The organism is Actinoplanes nipponensis, from assembly GCF_016862275.1.
Taxonomy (GTDB): Bacteria; Actinomycetota; Actinomycetes; order Mycobacteriales; family Micromonosporaceae; genus Actinoplanes; species Actinoplanes nipponensis.
In genome coordinates this window covers 16,781-35,858 of record NZ_BOMQ01000071.1, presented here as the reverse complement: position 1 = coordinate 35,858, position 19,078 = coordinate 16,781, and the positions used below count along the sequence as shown (strand labels likewise).

The following is a 19,078-nucleotide window of genomic DNA, read 5'->3' as shown; positions in this document are numbered from 1 at the left end:
CCGGCACCGGACGTTACGGCTGTGACCAGGCATAACGCCTGAGGTCCCAGCCGTACCGAAGATCCACCGAACGGTCCCGGGCCGGTCCACCGGTCCGCCCGTTCTCCACTCCGGACAGTGTGCGGAGTGTGCCCCACTCTGCCGTGGCAGTCGAATACGCCGGGTAACTACCGTTTGGCTTCGATCACTGCACTGGGGGCGGTAGTAGTGGAAACTTCGGTCGAGGTCGTACCGCAGAGCGTGGATCCCGGGCCCGAGGGCCCGGTCCGCGGCGGGCTGGTCGCCGTGCTGCGCGGCCACCTGGACCTGTTCCTGAACGCCGGCTCGCTGATGGCGACGACCGCCATCACCTCGCTGTTCGGCTTCGCGTACTGGTGGGTGGCGGCGCGGACCGCGCCCGCCGAGGCCGTCGGCCAGGCCTCCGCGGCCGTCTCGGCGATGACGCTGATCGGCACGATCGGCATGTTCGGCATGGGCACCATGCTCATCTCCGACCTGGGCTCGCTGCGCGGCCGCAAGTGGGAGCTGATCTCCACCTGCCTGCTGGTCGCCGGCGGCGCCGCGACCCTCGGCGGCCTGGGCTACGTCGCGGTCGCCCACCTGGCCGTCCCCGGCCTGCAACACGCGCTCGGCAGCACGGCCGCCACCGTGCTGCTGGTCTTCGGCATCGCGCTGAACGCGATGACCCTGGTCCTGGACGAGGCCCTGGTCGGGCTGTTGCAGGGGCCGCTGCAGCTGATGCGCAACGCCTGGTTCTCGGTGCTCAAGCTGGCCCTGCTCGGCGTGCTGGCCGTGCTGCCGATCACGCTGACCGGCGGCGAGCTGCTGCTCACCTGGATCGCCGGGATGGTGCTGTCGGTCGCGATCCTCGGCCGCGCCCTGCGGCGCAAGGGCACGGTCGATTCGGTACGCCCACGCCTGTCGCTGCTGCGCGGCCGGGGCCGGGCGACCTTCGACCACAACCTGCTCAACCTGGCCACCTACCTGCCGCGGGCAGCGCTGCCACTGGTCGTCACCGCGGTGTTGTCGGCGGAGGCCAACGCGTCGTTCTACACCGCTTTCATGGTGTTGTCGTTCCTGGCGATGGTGCCGGGCAACGTGGCGCTCACGCTGTTCGCGGTGGCCAGCGGCGACCGGGCTGCGCTGCGCTCCAAGGTGCGGATGGGCCTGCTCATCTGCCTCGGCGTGGGCCTGCCGGCCTCGCTCGTGGTGGTCTTCGCCGCCAAGCCGATCATGGGTCTGTTCGGCGCGAGCTACGCGGAGTCGGCCGGCACCGCGCTGATGATCCTGGCGCTGACCTACGTGCCGTTCGTCTTCCACCACTTCTTCCTGGCGATCTCCCGGGTGCAGGGCCGCGTCCGGGGCGCGGGCATCTTCTCGGTCTTCGCCGGCGTCGCCGAACTCGTCGCCGCCTGGTACGGCGGCAGCCGCGGCAGCCTCACCGAACTCGTCACCTGGGTGGCCCTGGTGATGGCCGCCGAGACCGTGCTCGTGGCGCCGACCGTGCTCCGGGTGGTTTTCGCCCGTACCCCGCTCGAGGAGAACATCATGTCCAGCACCAGCCTCACCCTGCACGAACGCGCCTGGCTGCCGCTCGAGTACATCCGTACCGTGGGCCCGCTGACCGGGGTCACCGCCGAGCGGTTGCGGACCGCCCTGATCGGGTTGCACGCCGCCGACCCGTCGCACCGGGCCGTGTCCCGCCTCGACCGCGCCGGCGCGCGGTGGCTGCACCTGGACGCGCCCGCGTTCGCCGCCTACGTGCGGGAGGCGGTGACCGATCTGGGCGACGGGCCGGCCGACTTCGACGCGATGACCCGGCAGTTGCAGGCCGAGCCGCGCGGCCACCACCCGGTGCGGATCCTGGCCGGCGGCGGGTACGTGGCGCTGAAGGTGGCCCACGCGTACGGGGACGCGGGTCCGGTGAACACGCTGCTGCGGGAGCTGGTCCGGGCGGCCGGCGAGGAACGCGCCGCGGTGATCGCCCCGTCCGTGCGGCACCGGTGGGCGCTGCCGAAGGCCTGGTGGAAGCAGTTCGGGACCAAGCCCGGCCGGTGGAAGCAGGGCCTGAGCTTCGCCCGCCCGCCGCACCCGCCGGAGTCGCCGACCCGGCCGTGGTCCCCCGGACTCACCGTGCAGACCGCCCGGTCGGCCGAGGTGCTCGGCCGGATGCGGGCCTGGCGCGACCAGTACGCGCCGGGCGTCACCACCTCGGCGATCACGTTCGCGGCGTTCGCCTCGGCGCTGCGCGAGCTGGGCCTGAACCCGGACCTGTCCGGCGGCACCTTCCTGGCCGACGCCCGCCGGTACGTGGACCCGGGCGTCAGCATCGACAGCAACTTCTGCATGGGCCCGTACCTGAGCCCGCCCAGCCTGACCGACCCGCTGGCGATCCACACGACGCTGAAGGCGGAGCTGGCCACCGGCCGGATCCTGACCATGATGCTGCTGCGCGAGGGCAAGATCGCGGTGGCCGGCGCGCCGGGCCTGCCCGACCCCTACCCGGCGGAGGTGGCGATCGAGCCGCGGCCCCGGCTCACCTTCAGCAACCAGGGCCGGCACGACGTGCTGGCCGACCTGCCCTGGGCGGTCGAGGCCGCGGGGCGTGTCAACCAGAGCGTGCCGACGCTCAACGGGCCCGAGGGCATCACGCTCACCACGTCGGAGATGGGCGGGGTGCTGCACCTGGAGGCCACGTTCCACGCCTCGACGTACGACCCGGCCGTGGTGGCCCGGGCGCTGCAGCTGGTCTGCACCGATCCGGCGGCGCTGATCATGGCCACCCGCTGAGGGTCACGGACTTACGCGCGGCCGGCCGCCCCCGCCGGCCGCGCGTAATCACTTTTCCGCGGGGTCCGCGGGCAGCACGACGAGGGTCAGCCGGTACGTCTGCGCCTTCTCGACCGCGTGCCGGCCGCAGGTGGTGTATCGCAGCGTCGCGTGCAGCTGGCGGTACCGGTCCGCGGGGCCCTCGGGGTGCACGGTGAAGGCGGTGTAGTCGAGCCGCTTCGGCCGGAGCCGGTCGCTCTGCCAGAACGACGTGTACGTGCCGGTGTTCTCGGGATAGCCGATCCGCACGTCCCCGCCCTCGACGGTCACCTTGGCGTCGCAGATCTTCCGGCCGGTCGTCCAGTTGACGGAGACCCAGGACGTCTGGCCCGCCGGCACGGCGTCGACCCAGGTGGTGACCGGCCGCGGACCCGGGCGGGAGGCCACCGCCGCGGTGGGGGTCGCCATCGCGGTCAGGCCGGTGGCCGCCAGCGCCGCCACTCCGGTCGCGACGATTCGCCGCTTCATCATGAGAACTCCCTCAACACGCTCAAACGCCAGTAATGCCGACGATAGGGCGGTGGCTCTCACGATGGGTCATCTTGGGGAAAGCCGGGCAGCGAAACGCGCGGGCGGCCGATCGGCCACCCGCGCCTTCCGTCATCGGGAGTTACTGCTGGCCGCCCTGCGCCGGAGCGCCACTGGCCGGAGCGCCACCCTGGGCCGGAGCCCCACCCTGGGCCGGAGCCCCACCCTGGGCCGGGACGCCACCCTGGCCCGGCATGCCGCCCTGACCCGGGTTCCAGTTGCCGTGCCCGTCGCCGTTGCCGTTGCCGTGCCAGTTGCCGTTGCCGTTGCCGTTGCCGGGCCAGTTGCCGTTGCCGTTGCCGTTGCCGGGCCAGTTGCCGTGGCCCGGGCGGAAGGCGACGACCGGCATGGCCAGGCCGAACGACTTGTACATCGTGCGGTCACGCCGGCCGCACAGGTCGTACGCGATGACCGTGCGGAGCAGCGCCACGCCGGAGTGGTTGAAGTCCGCGTTCACGCGGAACGCCGTGTAGTCGCTGCGTCCCGGACGCAGCGTGTCTCCCCGGGAGAAGGAGGTGCTGCGGGCGTGGCGCGGGTAGGCGACGTCCACGCGCCGGCCGTTCACCCACACCCGGGCGTCGCAGATGCGACGGTCGGTCTGCCAGCGGACGCTGACCCAGGTGTCGGTGTGCGCCCGCACCCGGTGCACGAAGTTGGAGACGGGCTGCGGTCCCCGCCGCGACGCTTCCGCAGCGGTGGGCGCGACCAGGGTGGCCAGGCCGACCGCGGCCGCGGTGGCGGCCACGAGGGCTCCGATACGCCGAGACTTGTTCATCCCATTTCCTCCGAAACTAGGTCGTCGTCGGGCCGAGGGCTGGCCCGACGAAGATCAGGTTATGGGTGATTTAGGACTCACTACGACATTTGGTGGCGTTTCGGGCGATATTACAGCTTTTTGACCATTACGTGGAGGCCCACTCGTCCTTTCGACCGATGATCGAACGCCTCCGGCACGGTTCCGACGATCTCGAAGCCCAGCTCCTGCCACAGGTGCACGGCAGCCGTGTTGGCCTCGACGACGGCGTTGAACTGGATGCTGTGATAGCCGTTGCGCCGGGCCCAGTCGACGACGTACTCGCCCAGCGCCCGACCCACGCCGCGTCCCTGCCGGTCCGGGTCCACCATGAAACTGCCGGTCGCGACGTGCGCGCCGCGCCCCGGCCGGTTCGGGCCCATCTTCGCCGAGCCGACGATCTCGTCGCCGTCCACGGCCACCACGGTCAGCCCCGGCGGCTGCTCCATCCACAGCGACCGGGCCTCGTCCAGGCTCAGCCCCAGCGGGTAGGCGTACGTCTCGCCGGCCGCCACGATGCGCGCCCAGAACGGGTAGATCCGGGGCCAGTCCTGCGGTGTCGCCACTCTGATCTGCATGCGCCCGACCCTAGGTCGGGCCCGGGTACTCAGCCACGCGGCCGGTCGCCCTGACACGATTCCCGGCATGACTGAGGCACGCCGCGAACCGTCCCTCCTGCTGGGCGCCGGCGCCCTCGCCCTGGCGATCTCCGCGATCCGCCCGTACTCGTCCGGCACCTGGCTGCTCGAGGTGCTGCCCGCCCTGATCGCGGCGCCGATCCTGGTGCTGACGTACCGGCGTTTCCCGCTGACCCCGCTGGCCTACCGGCTGATCCTGGCCCAGGCGCTGATCCTGATGATCGGCGGCCACTGGACGTACGCCCAGGTGCCGGCCGGCGAGTGGGTGCAGGACCTGTTCGGGCTGGACCGCAACCCGTACGACCGGCTCGGGCACCTCTTCCAGGGCATCACCCCGGCGATCATCGCCCGCGAGATCCTGCTGCGCCGCACCCCGCTGCGTCCCGGCGGCTGGCTCTTCGCGCTGGTCGTCTGCGTCGTGCTGGCCGTGAGCGCGTGCTGGGAGTTCTTCGAGTGGTGGTCGGCGCTGATCGGCGGCAGCGCGGCCGACGACTTCCTCGGCGCGCAGGGCGACGTGTGGGACACCCAGTGGGACATGTTCCTGGCGATGTGCGGCGCGGTCGTCAGCCAGCTCCTGTTCTCCCGGCGGCACGACCGCCAGCTGGCCGGGCTCAGGGACGGACCGGGCTGATCCGGTCGTTGCGCAGGTGCTCGGGCCGCGCAACCGGATCGTCGAGCTGGTGCACCGCCTGCCCCTGCTCACTGATTTACCTGTTCAAATCACCGGTAAAGCCCCGATACGCGACGATGGTGGGGTCAGCGCCCGAAAGGAGACACCATGTCGCTCAGTGCGGCCCACACGGCGGCCTTCCGCCGTGACGTGCCCCGCGAGGGCCGGGTCTGGTCGATCCGGGACGGCGCGGGCTACCCCGCACCCGGCGACGAGAACGGCCGCCGCGCCATGCCGTTCTGGTCCAAGCCCACCCGGGCCGAGCGGGTGGTCGGCGCCGTCACCGCGTACCGCGGGTTCGACGTGGTGGAGATCCCGGTGGCCGACTGGCTCGACAGCTGGCTGCCCGGCCTGCACAGCGACGGCCTGCTGGTCGGGGTCAACTGGGCCGGCACCCGGGCCACCGGCTTCGACCTGCCGCCCGACCAGGTCGCCGGCTGGTTCGCCGATCCGGCCTGAGCGCCGGGCGAAACCTTGAGTGACCGCACGCGGGGCCGATACAGACGGGACAGGACCCGGCACCGCTGAAGGAGACCCACGATGTCGCACGCCCGGCCGGCCGACCAGGGTGCCACCGTCATCGAGTACGTCCTGCTCGCGGGCCTGATCGTGGTCATCGTCATCGCCGCCGTGACCCTGCTCGGCGGGCACGTCACCGCGCTGGCCGACACCGTCGCGGCCCCCTCGGGCCCGAGCGCCGGCACCGCCCCCTAGCCGTGCCGCGCCACGCCGCCGCATTCCTTCCCCGCGGCGGTGGCCCCGGACAGCCCCACCCCCTATGCTTGCCGAACTGCAAACAAGGGGGTAGCGGTGCGGAGTCTCGAGATCCTCGTCGTGGACGACGACGATGCCGACGCCCTGATGATCTCGGAGGCGCTCGAGAGCTCCGAGCAACAGACGACGGTCAACCGGGTGGCGGACGGGCGCGAGGCGCTCGACTACCTGCTGCGTACCTCCCCGTACGAGGACGCGCAGCGGCCGGACCTGATCCTGCTCGACCTCAACATGCCGCGGATGGACGGCCGCGAGACGCTCGCGGCGATCAAGACGGACGACCGGCTGAAGGCCATCCCGGTCATCATCCTGACCACCTCCGGCGCGGCCCCGGACATCGCGTCCAGCTACCAGCACCGCGCGAACGCCTACGTGACCAAGCCGTTCGGGCTGGACGAGTTCGAGGCGACGGTCCGCACGATCGACCGCTTCTACCGCGAGGTGGCGCTGCTCCCGCCGAGCGACTGACGCCGGTTACCGCGCGGCCCCGCGGGGTACCACCGGGACCATGTCGGACAACACCGCCCCCGAAGACCTCGGGGCCCCGCAGTCGTTCCTGGTCCTCGCCGACGGCACGCCGGTCTACGACCGCGCGGGCGACAAGGTCGGCACGGTCGAGCACGTGCTCTCCGACGACCAGGACGAGATCTTCCACGGCCTGGTCGTGAAGACGGCGGACGGCCACCGGTACGCGAACGCCACCCAGGTCGACGGCCTCTTCGAACACGGGGTCATCGTGGCGGTCCCCGCCGCCGAGCTGCCCGAGCCCAGCGAGGAAACCCTCGCCCGGGCCGACGACTCGTTCGGCGACGGCCTGCGCCGGGCGTGGAACTGGCTCATCCAGCCGAAGTGACCCCCGCCGCCTCGAGCAGGCCGAGCCGGGCCAGCGCGGCGTTGTCGTGGAAACGCGTCAGCGCGCCGATCCGATCGCCGCGCACGGTGACCACCATCAGCCCGGCCGGCCGGGCGACCGGCTCGCCGGGACCGGCCAGATAGCAGGCGTACGCCGGCTGCGTGTTCACCCGAGCCGGGACGAGCAGCATCCGGCGCGGCCCGCGCCATACGTCGCTGGCCCGCAGGAACGCCCCGATCGCCGCGGGCCCGCGGTACTCGTGCGGCGCCGGCGGCATGGTCAGCCAGGCGTCGTCGGCCAGCAGCGCGACGACCGCGTCGATGTCGCCGGCCGTGAACGCCTCCGCGAAGCGCTGCGCCAGCCCCTCGTCCCCCGGCTCCGCCCGGCCGTCCCCCGCGGCGGAGCGGGCCCGCTGGAGCACCCCCTTGACCACCGTGGGGGTCATCGCGAGCATCCCGGCGACCTCGGCGGACGAGTAGCCCAGGACGTCCCGCAGGATCAGGACCGCGGCCTGCCGGGGCGGGAGCCGCTGGAGCGCGGCGATGAACGCCAGCTCCACCGCCTCCTTCATCGCGTACCGGGCCTCGGGGCCGGGAGCGATGTCGGGCACCTGCTCCAGCAGCGCGTCGGGCCACGGCTGAAGCCAGGTCACCGCGTCCCGGCGGGTCGGCGCGGGCGGCTCGAACGGGGGCGTCGGCGCCGCCGGGACGCGCCGGCCGGCGTCGCGCCGCGCGTTGAGACAGCGGTTGGTCGCGATCCGGTAGAGCCACGAGCGCAGCGACGACCGCCCGCGGAACTCGGGCAGGCCCTTCCAGGCGGCCACCAGCGTCTCCTGCAGGACGTCCTCGGCGTCGCTCAGCGAGCCCAGCATCCGGTAGCAGTGCAACAGAAGCTCACGGCGGTGCGGCTCGACGAGCTCGGCGAACCCCGTACCGTCCACGACCGCAGCATCTCACCCGCCCGCACCGTTCCGATCGCGGCTGTGCCGGTGTCTCAACAAGGGAACCGCTCACGACCGACCCGGAAGGTGACCCCGATGCCCGAAGAAGCGAGCACCGCCCTGCGCGTGGCCCTGGCGTACCACGCGGCCTGGACGACCAAGGACCTCGACCTGGCCTTCGGCTACGTCGCCGACGACATCGTCTGCGACGCGCCGGCGGGCCGTCTCGAAGGCCGCGATGCCTTCCGCGCCTTCCTCGCGCCCTTCGCCCAGTTGCTGCACAGCGCCACGCTGATCGCCGCCTTCGGCGACGAGGACAAGGCCCTGATGATGTACGACACCAGCTCGGCGCTCGTGGCCAGCGGCCCCGGGGCCGAGTTCCTGACCGTCGCGCACGGCCGGATCACCTACAGCCGCTTCATCTTCGACCGGGTCCCGTTCGCGGCCGCGCGGCAGGCCATACCCTGACGTCGGAACGGGAGGTACCGGTGGACGAGAAGGAACTACTTGCCGCGGAACGCCGCCTGCAGGCCGCCCAGCTGGCCTCGGACGTGGCGGCGCTCGACACGCTGCTCGACGACCGGCTGGTCTTCACCGGCCCCGACGGCGCGCTCTACGGCAAGCACGACGACCTGCGGGTGCACCGCACCGGGACACAGGTGATCGAGGCCCTGCACGAGGAGGACGTGACCGCGCTGGTGGCCGGGACGACCGGGATCACCTGGTTCCTGGGCACCCTGCGCGGCAGCATCGACGGCACCCCGTTCGAGGCCCGCATGCGCTACACCCGCACGTGGGTGCACGACCCGGGGCACGGCTGGCGCATCATCACGGCCCACGCGAGCATCGTCTGAGGGTGCTCACCCGGCCTCCAGCACCACCCGCAGGAAGCCCATCAGGTCGGCGTGCCGGCGTACCGGCCCCCGGTACAGCGCCGGCCCGCCGACCCGGATCCGCCGGGCCTCCCGGATCACCCGGTGCCAGCGCTCGTCGTAGGTGTCCAGGGCGTACCGGGCGGCCTCGGTCTTCGCGGTGACCCGCCCGGCGGCGAGCGTATGCCGCAGCCGGGCGGCGCCGAGCACACCCCAGGCGGTCGCCCGGGCGCTGTAGCCGACCGGCCCGCGCGCGGTGCGGTCGCGCCAGCGGGTCCAGTAGCCGGCGAGGTTCTCCCGGGTGCCGGCGGCCAGCGCGGGCCAGTCGGTGTGGATGCCGAGCTCGGCCACCGAGGGACCGCGCACGGCGACACCGCCCTGCGCCAGCACGTGCCAGGTGACGAGATGGCGTTCGAAGGCCGACGCGGGCTCGACCCGCCACTCGTGCACCGCCGGACCGGGCGGGCCGGCGGCGGGATCACGCCGGAGATCCTCGGCGGTGACGTACAGGCCGTCGAAGGGGGTGCCGCCGTGGGACCGCCGGAGGTGGCCGTGCACCGCGCGCAGGGCGGACAGGTCGGGCCGGCCGGAGACCACGGCGACGAAGTCGATGTCGCTGACGCCGGGGCGGTAGTCGCCGAGCGCGATGGATCCCTGGAGGTAGAGGCCCTGGACGAGGCCGGGGGCGTGGCGGTCGGCCAGGTCGAGGTAGGCCGCGCAGGTGGCGGCGACGGCTTGGTCGAGCTGGTCGGTCACCGGGCCCACGGTAGCGAGCGCCCGCATCCGGTCCTGGTGGGTGCATTCGGTGGCCCGGGCGGCGCGGCGGCTTGGCGGCCCCGACGAGCCGGAGAGCCGGCCGCCCCGACGGCCCGGAGGGCAGGCGGCCCAGAGGGCAGGCGGCCCAGAGGGCAGGCGGCCCGACGAGCCGGAAGGCTGACCGCCCCGACGGCCCCGACGGCCCGGAAGGCCCGGAAGGCCCGGAAGGCCCGGAAGGATGACGGCCTCGACGGGCCGGAGGGTTGGCGGGTCGAGGACGTCTGGCGGTCCGACCGCGGCGGTCGGCGGGCCGGGTGGGGGCTCAGCCTGTCGTGGCCAGGCCCGAGTCGTCGCAGATCGCGACCAGTTCGGCGGCGGCGGCGCTGACCGCCGCGACCGCGTCCGGTTCCGCGTCGGTGCCGTGGGCGGCCACCGCCTTCGTGTAGGCCGCCGACAGGGCCTGCGCCGCGTCGGCCACCGGGGCGTCCGCCGTGCCGGCGGCGCCGGCGATGTCGGCGATCACGCCCGGCTGCATCAGGGAGGCGTCGCGGACCGCGCGGACCGCCTTGCCGCAGGTGAGCGCGCCGGGTGGCTCGTCAACCGAGGCCACCTCCCCGGCCGGCGTGGCCCCGGCGGGGGCGTTCCCGGCAGCGGTCTGACCGGCCATCGCGGGCGAGACGCTGGGCGCGGCGGCCGGTGACGGCGTGGCCGCCTGATGCGACGGGTGGGAACAGCCCGCGACCGTACCCGCGAGGAGCAGGACGAACGGCACGACAGCGAGCGGTGATCTTGGCATCAGCACAGCGTAAGACCGGCGGGCGCGCCCGCCGGGGAAACGGCGCGCGGGCCGGTCGGAAACCGACCGGCCCGCGTGCTCAGGGGTGCGCTCAGATGGCGCTGCCCTTCTTGTAGTCGTCCCAGCTCATGTTCCAGTCGGTCCAGCCGTTGCCGTTCTTCAGCTTCTCCTCGGTGCCGCTGACCGTGATCGGGTCACCGAGCATCGTGCGGGAGAACAGCCACTTGCCCATGGCCATCGAGACGTTGACACAGCCGTGCGAGACGTTGGTGCGGCCCTGCACGCCCTCGGACCACGGCGCGGCGTGGATGAACTGGCCGCTCCAGGTGATCCGCTGGGCAAAGTCGATCTTGGTGCGGTAGCCCTTCTCGGGGCCGAGCTCCTCGAGCGTGTCGAAGACGGTGTGTTCCTTCTTCTCGATGACGAGCATCGTGCCGCTCGACGAGGGGGTGCTCTTCTTGCCGAGGCTGACCGGGATGGTCTTGATGACCTTGCCGTCCTGCTTGACGATCATCTTCTTGGTCTTGTTGGAGACCGTCATCACGAACGACCGGCCGACCTTGAGGTCCACGGTCAGGTCGGAGCGGCCGTACCAGCCGTCGCCCATCGGCACCCCGGCCAGCTGCACCTTGTAGAAGATCTTGGTGTAGGGCTTCCAGTACGTCTTCGGGCGGTAGTGCACCTCGGTGGGGCTGGTCCAGTGCCAGATGCCCTCCTGGGCCGGCGTCGCCGTCACCGTCATGCGGCGCTGGACGTCGTCGCGGTACTTCTCCGGCACCGAGCGGCCGAACCGGACGATCATCGGCATGCCGACGCCCACGGTCTGCCCGTCGGCGAGGAAGCTCGTGACGCGGACCAGCTTCGCCGGCTTCTTCATCACCGTGAAGGTGCTGGACGTGCTGCCGCCCTTGTCGCCGGAGGGGGTGCCGTTGACCGTGACCGTGTAGGTCTTGCCCCAGCCGAGCGCCTTGGCCGGGATGAAGACCTTCTTGTCCTTGTCGAGGGTGCCCTTGACCTCGGCGCCGTCGGCGTCCTTGACCTCGACGGTGGTGTTCTCGGCGTCCTCGGTGTCGTACTTGATCTCGGTGGCCGCCTCGACGTCCTTGGCGTCCGGGGCCGGAGAGGTCACGGCCACCGTGCTCAGCGTCGGCGCGGGCGCCGGCGCCGGCGAGGCCCCGGATCCGTCACCCTGGGAGCCGCCCTGCCACGAGGGGGTCTCGGCGTCGTCGCCGCTGCAACCCGCCGTCAGCAGCACACCCGCGGTCGCCAGGGCCGCCACGGCGACCCGCCACGGCCGTCGCCCGGCCCGGGCGGTCAGCGGTGACGCTGTCACGCCCGTCGACCGTTCTCCACGAAATCCCATGATCCCTCTCACCGCGCTGTCGTCCCGGCGCCCATCTTCCTCCATGAATGCCGAGCCACCAATCCCGGTTTCGTGCCGCGGCCCCTGGAGGGTGGCGCCGCGCCCTGGGGTCAAGCGACCGAAGTTACTTTACGCTTCAAGTTTCAGGCGCCTTCCTGGGCCGCCAGCTCGGCCGGCACCGGCAGCGCGCTGCCCTTGACGAATTCCTTCCAGCTCATGTCCCACGCCGTCCAGCCGTTGCCGGCGGCCAGCTTGTCCTCGGTGCCCCGCACGGTGATCGGGTCGCCGATCAGCGTCTTGTCGAAGAGCCAGCGGGCGTTCGACGGGGACACGTTGACACAGCCGTGCGACACGTTGCGGCGGCCCTGGGAGCCGACCGACCACGGGGCGGAGTGGATGTACTGCCCGCTCCAGGTGATGCGCTGGGCGTACTCGATCTCGGTCCGGTATCCGTCGTCCGGGCCCAGCTCGGCGGTCGTGTCGAAGACCGTCGCCGCCTTCTTCTCCATGACCACCATCGTGCCACTGGACGAGGGGGTGCTCTTCTTGCCGAGGCTGACCGGCATCGTGCGGACGGTCTTGCCGTCCTGCACCACGGTCATCTTCTTGGTCTTGTTGTCGACCTTCATGATGAAGCTGCGGCCGATCTTGGCGGTGGCGCCGCGGTCCTGGTCGCCGTACCGGCCGCCCCCGGTCGGCAGGCCGCCGAGCGCGATCCGCACGGCGAGCTCGGTGCCGGTCTTCCAGTACTGCGGCCCGCGGTAGTAGGCCTGGGTGCCGCTGGCCGTCCACGACCAGACGCCGGGCTGCGCCGGCGAGGTCTTGACGAACATCCGCTTCTGCACGGCGGCCCGGTCCTTCTTCTTGATGCCCGGGTTGAACTCCACCACGACCGGCATGGCCACGCCGTAGGTGCGGTCGTCGAAGAGGTAGAGACCGGTGCCGGTCTGCCGGGCCGGCTTGCCCATGGTGGTGAAGGTGGTGCCCGCGGTCTTCGTGGCCCCGGCGGCGTCGACGGCGGTGACCGTGGCCTCGTACTTCTTGTTGGTCTTGAGGGGCTTGCTCGGCACCCAGGACGAGCCGTCCTCGCGCAGCGCCCCGGCGACGGCCTTGCCGGCGGCATCCTTGAGTGCGACGCTCGTCACCTTGCCGCCGGAGACCTTGAAACCGATCTCGGCGCTGACCGGTACGTCCTTCTTGCCCGTGGCCGGCGTCACAGTGAGTGAGGCGGCCGAGCTGCCCCCGGTCTCGCCGGGCGCGGTGACGCCGGACTCGGGCAACCCGCCGGAGGGCGCCGACGACGGCGCGGCCCCGACCCAGGCGGCCGGCGTGGCGGTCTTCTCATCTTTGCTGCAAGCAGCCAGTGCCAGCGGCGTGACCACCACCAACGCCACAACCGCCACGAGTGAGCGCCGCATGCCGACCATCCTTGATCCTCGATCCCACGTTCCGCGGGCACATCCTGCCTTACTCGCGCAACGCGCGGGGGTCATCCCGGCGCGGGTCCCGGCGAGACGATCATGCTGGGTGCCGATTTCAGGGGGCCAGAAGGTCGTGTTAGTGTTTCTCCGTTGTCAGCGAGCGCCGCTAGCTCAACTGGCAGAGCAGCGGACTCTTAATCCGCGGGTTGTAGGTTCAAGTCCTACGCGGCGCACAGTTGATGATGGCCCTGACCAGGCGTTTTGCTGCTGGTCAGGGCCATCTTTTCGTCCCTTGTGGACGTTTGCGTGATCCATGCGTGATCTGGAGACGCTGGCATGCCCAGACACGTGCCGGTATTCGTCGCCAACATGGCCACCGCGTGATTCAGCTCACGGGCCATTGACCAGCCGCGCCGCGGCACACTCGCGGGCGATGGAAACCGGGCACACAGGAAACACCCGGCGACCCTTTGGCAGGTCACGTCGCGCCGGGATCGCTGGAGGTCTCATCGGGCTGAGGCTTGGCCTGCGCCTTTCTCGCCGGATTTGTTTCGGAAGACTGCGGTGGTGAAATCATGTTGGACTTGCTGCCCCACCATGAGGCACGGCGACGCCACCAGGGAGCGAGCGCCTGCAGGTGCTGGTGGAAGGCGGTGACGTAAGCCTTCTCGCGCTCTTCGAGCGAGGACAGGTCGATGACGGTGGTCGGGATGTTCATCGCGCTGTCGTCGGTGATGGGTGGCGCTTTCCATGCCTCGTGCATCCCGCCGCCGACGACCTTGCGGGCCTGCTCCACCAACGTCCGGTAGACGGCTCCGACGGTCTCGGACTCGGCAGCGGTCCAGGTCTGGTAGTAGGCCAGCCGACTCTGGATCTCCCGGAGGACTTCCGAGAGACGGACCCGTTCAGCAGCGGCTTCGTCGTGGCGGCGCCGGCGGATGGCGTACGGCAGCTCGCGGTAGTCGGCGTACGCCTGATAGGCGGCGGTGAACAGGTCGCGTTGGCGGGCACGTTCCTTCTCGCGCTCGCTACGGCGGGCCGTACGGGCGGCGAGCCAGATGGCCACCGCGGCGCTTACCACCGCTGCCAGCAGCGGGCCACTCGTCCACCAAGGCGTCGGAGCGGGAGCGGAGGTGGTCGGCGGTGGTGCGGCCGGCACGGCCGTGGAGGTGGTCGTCGCGCTGCTCTTCGCCTGCGGCGGAGTTGCCGAGGGGACCGGGGTTGGGGCCGCCGACGCTGAAGCCGCTGGGCCGTGGGTGGTGCTCATAGAGTCTCCTGCCGATCTAGGGCGCGGTGCGGAGCTTCATCGCCGACCCATTCGCCGGTGCGACGCCACCAGGCTTCGCGAATCAGGTGGGACGCGATGTGTCCGAGCAGCACCACGGGGCCGTCGCGGCGCTGCCACTGCCGCTCAGGTGGGTCGTACGGATACCACATACACAGCGAACCGTCGTCGTAGCGGTGCGGGGAATCGGTGGGGCCGTCGACGAACACGCGGGGCACCTCCGGGCTGCCACAGCCGAAGACGATCGTCACCGTGCGGCGGTCGAGGCCAGCCGGGATGATCGTGCACCGGAGCGCGAAGCCGCCGCGGTACACGCGGGGCGGCCGGATCGGACGCGGCGCGGCGCCGGCTGCTTTCAGGGCCGCGAGGAACGGCAGCCGGTGGGCCGGCCTGGCGAACCAGGCCGGCTCCCGCCACGACGGGCCGATCATCGTGGCGTACGTCCGCCGTAGGCGCGGGTCGTGGCGACCATGGCGGCCGGGCCGGTGATGCCGAGCGCGGTCGTCGACACCGGCTGGCGGGGCCGCAGCACCGCGGCGGCTTGGGCCAGGCGGTTGTCGTGCGGGTCGTCGACGTACTTCCAGAAGACCCGGTGCAGGGCGGCCTGGACGGCGACCGGGTCGTCGTCGCGGGCAAGGGCGTCACCCAGGGCGTCGGCGGCCCTGCGCAGGCGGGTGGCGACCGTGGCACGGTCGAGCAGCAGCTTGAGCGGGGCCGAGACCCCGGCCGGATCGGGGGTGGCCTGGCCCCGTTCGATGCGGGTGGCGGCGCGGTCGAACAGCGTGTGCAGGGCGCGCGCCACGCCGACGCCGGGTTGGACGAACTCCAACGCCAGCGTGGACAGGTGGAACGACGACATGCCGGGCTGGGTGTACTGCTTGTTCCATGCCTTGGCGAGGCGGATCACGGCGCGGCGGGTCTGTCGCAGCGCGGCGGGGCCGGCATTGAAGAGGGTGACGTGGCCCTCGGGGTGCGAGGCTTCCCACCGGTTCGTGTGCAGGTTCGGGATCCAGAGGCCGTCGCCGTCGCGGCGGGTGAGTGCCACGACCATGTCGACGGTCGGGTCCTGGCCGTCGATCGGGGCGCCGAAGGTCAACTTGGGGCCACGCTTGGAGGTGCCGCAGCGCGCGTTCGGGTAGGTGCGGCGGACTTCCGGGCCCAGCAGCGCGCACAGCTGGTCGCAGACCTCGGTCGGGGGCTCACCGCCGCCTTCGGGGCCGAGTCCGGGGTAGCAGCGGCGGTCGAGGACCAGGCCGCCGTCGCCGTCGGTGACCGGGTCGATCATGGTGTGGTGGGCCAGCGAGCCGCTGCGGTAGGAGCGCAGCGCACCGTAGAAGCCTTCGACGATGTCGCGGACCAGCTCGAGCCGGGCGCGGGCCTCCTTCAGCGGTCCGTCGTCGGCGTCGATCTGCGCACGGACCGCACTGAGTTGATCATTCGTGTGTCCCATGGAGGGCCTCCTCTCCGCGCGAGGCGCGGGGTGCGTCACCCGGGGGTGCCGGAGGGCCGCGGTGGCCCTCACCCTTGTCTGACGACCCATCGCCGAGATCGTCCACGAACTGCCGCCGTGGTGATCGTCAGAGGCAGTCGATGCAGGTCGTACCGCCGTCGGGGAAGCGGGACATGCCCCAGGAGAGGAAGCACCGGTCGCAGCGACGTTCGCGGCGCTGGGTACAGGCGCAGTGGCCGGACGGGCAGCGCGGTTCCCCGCACGCCGCGCAGACGTCAGTTGCCGGGAAGGTCTCGTCGCAGATTGCGCAGTCGGCCGAGGCCGCTGATCGGAATTCGGCCGGACTGCGGGTCGGGGAGAACGGCTCCCACGGGGCGTGGTGCTCGACGAGCACGGCGACGAGGTATCCGTCGCACCAAGCCGCCTGCCCGTAGAGCGGGCCGTGGTCGTGGGTGCGGTACCGGATGGTCGTGGCGTCGACGGTCACAGCCGCCCCGTCGGCCCTGTCCAGGCCTCGCAGGGCCGCGGCGACCAGCGCCGTGTGCACCTGGTCGCTGCCGCGAGCCGGTGGGTAAACGCCCTGAGCGGCGGCGAACGAGACGATCCCTGCCGCGTCGTACAACACCACCGCCCCAGGGCTGCGCAGATGCTCGGCCGCCCGGACCACGCACGCCGCCCGGGAAGCAGTAGACGCTTGATATAGGCGCACGACGTCGCCGGCGGTGGGGGTGGCTTCGGCAAAGCAGGCGGCCACCAGTTCATCCGGCAGCAGGATGCGGGCAGCGAACCGGTCGCAGGCGGCGTCCTCGACCCAGTCGGCGGCGGTAAGCAGATTCTCGGCCAGCTCGAAACTGGTGTTCTGCAGATGGTGGCCCAGCTCGTGCAAGACGGTGAACTGGCAGCGTCGATGCGACGCGGACCGGGCCACTCGCAGCTCTGGCGGATCCGCGTCATCGCCGTAGCTGCCCGCGACCGAGCATCCGCCGGCACCGACGTGCTCGTCGACCAAGCGGACCCGGATCTCCGGCCATCCTTCGAGTTCGGCCAGGGCATCGGCGCACAGCCGCTCGACGGAGTCGGGGCGCTGCTGGCCCAAGACGCGCAGCATTGCTTTCACCTGGGCGGTCACCGCCGCCGAGTTGCGGTCAGGCGCCACCCGACACGTCCTTCGGATCGTTGACGGCCAGCCAATGCGCGATTCGGTTCTCCCAGTCCGCGGCGCCAGCCGCGCCGGTCTGCCGAAACGCCAGCCCGAACGCGCCAAGGCCAATCTCCAGCCGGACCGCGTCCTCCGTCCTGCGCAGCCGGGTTGCCCAGGTCCGCCACACCGTGCGCCAGCGCGGCCGCTCTAACTCCACGGCCAGCCCCGGCGGCAGCCCATTCACCGCCGCCAGCACGTCGCTCGCGGCGACGCCGAACAACCCGGCGAGGACCGCCGCCTGTTGCTCAGAAATTGCCGCCTTGCCCTTGAGGATCTTCGTCGCGGCCACCAGCGGCACGCCAAGCGCCTGAACCACCTCCCGTAAGCCGACCCTCTGCGCGGCGGCGGGCACGTCGAGCACGCCGTCCGCGCGGACGGGAACGAGCGGCGCCTCGGCGAGGGCCTCGAGCGCGTCTTGCAGGTCGGCGCGGACCTGCGCGTCTCGACTATGCGGTGTGGCGGGCCTTCCGTGACGCGTACCCGGTGGGGGCTCCGCCGAGGTGGCGGCGCACCAAGCGGTCACGTCGGCATCCCAGAGGTCGACGACCCGGCTCAGCACCCCGGTCGGCACACGCGCCGGCTGACCAGCCCAGGCCGTCACCTCCACCGGGAACGCCGTCCGCGCCTCGTTGAGCACCAGGCTGTTCTCGTCCTCGCCCGTCGGGTCGATCGACACCGGCACCACCCGCCAGTGCCGCTCATCTACAGCGCCTTCCAGTAGCAGCACCAGCTGCGACACGTCGCCCCACTCGGCGCGGCGCACCTGACCGACGGCGGGATCCACGGCGTCGGGATCACCGAATCGCTCCCGCAGCGCCTCGGTCGTCAGCGCCTGAGGGACCGACAAGGACCCGGCTAGGGCCCGCAAGGACGCGGGCAGGTCCGTCGTCACGACGCCTCCCTCCTGTCCCCGTCAATAAAGTCCTCATCATGGTCTGACGACCCATCGCCAGGATTGTCCACGCCCTCGGCGCCAGGAAGGGCGGCCCGGCACGCGGCGAGCACACCGCGCACTACCAACTCGCTGTCCTCCACGGCGCCGGCAAGCTCTCGCACGAGGGCGCGGACCCGCTCCATCTGCAGGTACGCCTTGCTGCGCCCACATCCCAGATACTCCTGCACGCGCCGTACCGCCGCCGCCGGGTTCTCCGCGGCCGCCTGCAACCCCAACAGGTGACGCTCCTGCACTGTTAGCTGCCCGATCACGTCGGCCGCAGCATGCGCCGCCGCGGATGCCTCCTCGTGCGCCTGCCAGATATCGGGTGGCAGCGGCCCTGAATCGGCAACTTGCTCGGCTTCGAGGTCCAGAGCGTCCGGCGGCATCGCCAGGGTGGTCACGGTGCCGGCGAACCGCCGGAGGAGAACCTCGACAAGCTGCTGCACCGACAGGCAACCCCCGGCGGCCTGCATCACCGCCCGTACCACCGCCGACAAATCCTCCGCGGTGGTCAGCGGAGCACGGCGCGTCTCGCTCTCCCACCGGATGACCTTGGCCCGGACCATCCCCGCCGCGGCCACCAGACAGTCCAGGCCGCCGCCCCACGGCGGCTCCTGCGTGCCGGCCAACCGCCACCGGCCGGCACCGTCCTGCCCCGCGGGCACCTGCTCGAACTCGTCATGCGCAGCAAGATGCTCCGTCAGCGTCTTGGTCACCGAGCCATGCACCGTCGTGGTGAGGAACTTGTCGATGAGCCAGTTCTTCATGCTGGTGTGCAGCAGCCGCTCCAGCGACGCGTCATCCGAGGCCTGCGCGACCAGTGCGGGGATGGCCCGTTGCCAGTGGTCGGCGATGAAGTCCTGCGTCACCTCGATGGCCAGCTCGGGATCATCGCGTTGGTCGCGGTACGCGCCGGGGTGCCTTGCCACCTGCGCGCTGGCCACCCGATGCAGCATGGCCAAGAACGGCTCG

22 protein-coding genes and 1 tRNA gene are annotated in these 19,078 nt (G+C 71.7%); 9 read left to right on the top strand and 14 right to left on the bottom strand.

Annotated features, from left to right (window positions below; genetic code table 11):
• Nucleotides 1–207 precede the first annotated feature (207 nt).
• Entirely contained in the window at nt 208–2,790 is a 2,583-nt protein-coding gene (locus tag Ani05nite_RS30385; RefSeq protein WP_203774109.1) for a lipopolysaccharide biosynthesis protein, read from the top strand.
• 48 nt (nt 2,791–2,838) lie between these two features.
• Here the strand turns inward: Ani05nite_RS30385 and Ani05nite_RS30380 are convergent, their stop codons facing one another.
• The 3 genes from Ani05nite_RS30380 to Ani05nite_RS30370 all read right to left on the bottom strand — a co-directional run bounded on the left by Ani05nite_RS30380 (nt 2,839) and on the right by Ani05nite_RS30370 (nt 4,728).
• Nucleotides 2,839–3,300: a hypothetical protein gene (locus tag Ani05nite_RS30380; protein WP_203774108.1), complete on the bottom strand. Its 462-nt coding sequence runs from the start codon at nt 3,298–3,300 to the stop codon at nt 2,839–2,841.
• A gap of 139 nt (nt 3,301–3,439) precedes the next feature.
• Nucleotides 3,440–4,132 (bottom strand): hypothetical protein, encoded by a 693-nt coding sequence (locus Ani05nite_RS30375; RefSeq protein WP_203774107.1) that lies wholly within the window; start codon nt 4,130–4,132, stop codon nt 3,440–3,442.
• A gap of 110 nt (nt 4,133–4,242) precedes the next feature.
• Nucleotides 4,243–4,728 (bottom strand): GNAT family N-acetyltransferase, encoded by a 486-nt coding sequence (locus tag Ani05nite_RS30370; RefSeq protein ID WP_203774106.1) that lies wholly within the window; start codon nt 4,726–4,728, stop codon nt 4,243–4,245.
• A gap of 67 nt (nt 4,729–4,795) precedes the next feature.
• Between Ani05nite_RS30370 and Ani05nite_RS30365 the strand changes: the two genes are divergently transcribed.
• The 5 genes from Ani05nite_RS30365 to Ani05nite_RS30345 all read left to right on the top strand — a co-directional run bounded on the left by Ani05nite_RS30365 (nt 4,796) and on the right by Ani05nite_RS30345 (nt 7,085).
• Nucleotides 4,796–5,419 (top strand): DUF2238 domain-containing protein, encoded by a 624-nt coding sequence (locus Ani05nite_RS30365; RefSeq protein WP_203774105.1) that lies wholly within the window; start codon nt 4,796–4,798, stop codon nt 5,417–5,419.
• Between the two features lie 147 nt (nt 5,420–5,566).
• Nucleotides 5,567–5,917 (top strand): DUF2750 domain-containing protein, encoded by a 351-nt coding sequence (locus Ani05nite_RS30360; RefSeq protein ID WP_203774104.1) that lies wholly within the window; start codon nt 5,567–5,569, stop codon nt 5,915–5,917.
• 81 nt (nt 5,918–5,998) lie between these two features.
• Complete coding sequence (locus tag Ani05nite_RS30355; RefSeq protein ID WP_203774103.1) at nt 5,999–6,172, top strand: Flp family type IVb pilin; 174 nt, start codon at nt 5,999–6,001, stop codon at nt 6,170–6,172.
• Between the two features lie 96 nt (nt 6,173–6,268).
• A complete protein-coding gene (locus Ani05nite_RS30350; protein WP_203774102.1) occupies nt 6,269–6,700 on the top strand; it encodes a response regulator in 432 nt (143 codons plus the stop codon).
• 40 nt (nt 6,701–6,740) lie between these two features.
• Complete coding sequence (locus Ani05nite_RS30345; RefSeq protein WP_203774101.1) at nt 6,741–7,085, top strand: PRC-barrel domain-containing protein; 345 nt, start codon at nt 6,741–6,743, stop codon at nt 7,083–7,085.
• Here the strand turns inward: Ani05nite_RS30345 and Ani05nite_RS30340 are convergent.
• Nucleotides 7,069–8,025 carry an RNA polymerase subunit sigma-70 gene (locus tag Ani05nite_RS30340; protein ID WP_203774100.1) on the bottom strand — a complete coding sequence of 319 codons (957 nt, stop codon included), beginning with the start codon at nt 8,023–8,025 and terminating at the stop codon, nt 7,069–7,071. The two genes, Ani05nite_RS30345 and Ani05nite_RS30340, sit on opposite strands and share 17 nt — an antisense overlap.
• A gap of 96 nt (nt 8,026–8,121) precedes the next feature.
• On the opposite strand from Ani05nite_RS30340, the gene Ani05nite_RS30335 reads away from it, so the two are divergent.
• Nucleotides 8,122–8,493, top strand: a complete 372-nt coding sequence (locus Ani05nite_RS30335) for a nuclear transport factor 2 family protein (protein WP_203774098.1) — start codon at nt 8,122–8,124, stop codon at nt 8,491–8,493.
• 20 nt (nt 8,494–8,513) lie between these two features.
• On the top strand, nt 8,514–8,879 hold the full coding sequence (locus tag Ani05nite_RS30330; protein WP_239130775.1) for a nuclear transport factor 2 family protein: 366 nt from the start codon (nt 8,514–8,516) through the stop codon (nt 8,877–8,879).
• Between the two features lie 6 nt (nt 8,880–8,885).
• On the opposite strand, the gene Ani05nite_RS30325 is transcribed toward Ani05nite_RS30330, so the two are convergent.
• The 4 genes from Ani05nite_RS30325 to Ani05nite_RS30310 form a co-directional block, all read right to left on the bottom strand.
• Nucleotides 8,886–9,653 (bottom strand): aminoglycoside adenylyltransferase domain-containing protein, encoded by a 768-nt coding sequence (locus tag Ani05nite_RS30325; protein ID WP_275410662.1) that lies wholly within the window; start codon nt 9,651–9,653, stop codon nt 8,886–8,888.
• Between the two features lie 322 nt (nt 9,654–9,975).
• Nucleotides 9,976–10,449, bottom strand: a complete 474-nt coding sequence (locus tag Ani05nite_RS30320) for a hypothetical protein (RefSeq protein ID WP_239130774.1) — start codon at nt 10,447–10,449, stop codon at nt 9,976–9,978.
• Between the two features lie 91 nt (nt 10,450–10,540).
• Nucleotides 10,541–11,782 (bottom strand): L,D-transpeptidase, encoded by a 1,242-nt coding sequence (locus Ani05nite_RS30315; RefSeq protein WP_239130773.1) that lies wholly within the window; start codon nt 11,780–11,782, stop codon nt 10,541–10,543.
• Nucleotides 11,783–11,955: 173 nt separating this feature from the next.
• Complete coding sequence (locus Ani05nite_RS30310) at nt 11,956–13,239, bottom strand: L,D-transpeptidase (protein ID WP_203774092.1); 1,284 nt, start codon at nt 13,237–13,239, stop codon at nt 11,956–11,958.
• 154 nt (nt 13,240–13,393) lie between these two features.
• Here Ani05nite_RS30310 and Ani05nite_RS30305 point away from each other — a divergent pair.
• Nucleotides 13,394–13,466, top strand: a tRNA-Lys gene (locus Ani05nite_RS30305).
• 245 nt (nt 13,467–13,711) lie between these two features.
• Here Ani05nite_RS30305 and Ani05nite_RS30300 read toward each other — a convergent pair.
• The 6 genes from Ani05nite_RS30300 to Ani05nite_RS30275 all read right to left on the bottom strand — a co-directional run bounded on the left by Ani05nite_RS30300 (nt 13,712) and on the right by Ani05nite_RS30275 (nt 19,050).
• Nucleotides 13,712–14,299: a hypothetical protein gene (locus Ani05nite_RS30300; protein WP_203774090.1), complete on the bottom strand. Its 588-nt coding sequence runs from the start codon at nt 14,297–14,299 to the stop codon at nt 13,712–13,714.
• Nucleotides 14,300–14,496: 197 nt separating this feature from the next.
• Entirely contained in the window at nt 14,497–14,949 is a 453-nt protein-coding gene (locus Ani05nite_RS30295; protein WP_203774088.1) for a type II CBASS E2 protein, read from the bottom strand.
• Nucleotides 14,946–15,968 (bottom strand): nucleotidyltransferase family protein, encoded by a 1,023-nt coding sequence (locus tag Ani05nite_RS30290; protein WP_203774086.1) that lies wholly within the window; start codon nt 15,966–15,968, stop codon nt 14,946–14,948. The genes Ani05nite_RS30295 and Ani05nite_RS30290 overlap by 4 nt, the downstream gene beginning before the upstream one ends.
• 127 nt (nt 15,969–16,095) lie before the next feature.
• The gene (locus Ani05nite_RS30285; RefSeq protein WP_203774084.1) at nt 16,096–17,124 is read right to left on the bottom strand and encodes an ImmA/IrrE family metallo-endopeptidase; all 1,029 of its coding nucleotides are present in this window, start codon (nt 17,122–17,124) and stop codon (nt 16,096–16,098) included.
• A complete protein-coding gene (locus tag Ani05nite_RS30280) occupies nt 17,114–18,061 on the bottom strand; it encodes a hypothetical protein (protein ID WP_203774082.1) in 948 nt (315 codons plus the stop codon). The genes Ani05nite_RS30285 and Ani05nite_RS30280 overlap by 11 nt, the downstream gene beginning before the upstream one ends.
• Nucleotides 18,058–19,050, bottom strand: a complete 993-nt coding sequence (locus Ani05nite_RS30275) for a hypothetical protein (protein WP_203774080.1) — start codon at nt 19,048–19,050, stop codon at nt 18,058–18,060. The genes Ani05nite_RS30280 and Ani05nite_RS30275 overlap by 4 nt, the downstream gene beginning before the upstream one ends.
• Nucleotides 19,051–19,078 lie beyond the last annotated feature (28 nt).

Coding starts and splice junctions, on each gene's coding strand:
- Ani05nite_RS30380 (WP_203774108.1), bottom strand. CDS start 3,300: ATGATGAAGCGGCGAATCGTCGCGACCGGAGTGGCGGCGCTGGCGGCC.
- Ani05nite_RS30375 (WP_203774107.1), bottom strand. CDS start 4,132: ATGAACAAGTCTCGGCGTATCGGAGCCCTCGTGGCCGCCACCGCGGCC.
- Ani05nite_RS30370 (WP_203774106.1), bottom strand. CDS start 4,728: ATGCAGATCAGAGTGGCGACACCGCAGGACTGGCCCCGGATCTACCCG.
- Ani05nite_RS30365 (WP_203774105.1), top strand. CDS start 4,796: ATGACTGAGGCACGCCGCGAACCGTCCCTCCTGCTGGGCGCCGGCGCC.
- Ani05nite_RS30360 (WP_203774104.1), top strand. CDS start 5,567: ATGTCGCTCAGTGCGGCCCACACGGCGGCCTTCCGCCGTGACGTGCCC.
- Ani05nite_RS30355 (WP_203774103.1), top strand. CDS start 5,999: ATGTCGCACGCCCGGCCGGCCGACCAGGGTGCCACCGTCATCGAGTAC.
- Ani05nite_RS30345 (WP_203774101.1), top strand. CDS start 6,741: ATGTCGGACAACACCGCCCCCGAAGACCTCGGGGCCCCGCAGTCGTTC.
- Ani05nite_RS30335 (WP_203774098.1), top strand. CDS start 8,122: ATGCCCGAAGAAGCGAGCACCGCCCTGCGCGTGGCCCTGGCGTACCAC.
- Ani05nite_RS30320 (WP_239130774.1), bottom strand. CDS start 10,449: ATGCCAAGATCACCGCTCGCTGTCGTGCCGTTCGTCCTGCTCCTCGCG.
- Ani05nite_RS30310 (WP_203774092.1), bottom strand. CDS start 13,239: ATGGTCGGCATGCGGCGCTCACTCGTGGCGGTTGTGGCGTTGGTGGTG.
- Ani05nite_RS30295 (WP_203774088.1), bottom strand. CDS start 14,949: ATGATCGGCCCGTCGTGGCGGGAGCCGGCCTGGTTCGCCAGGCCGGCC.
- Ani05nite_RS30290 (WP_203774086.1), bottom strand. CDS start 15,968: ATGGGACACACGAATGATCAACTCAGTGCGGTCCGTGCGCAGATCGAC.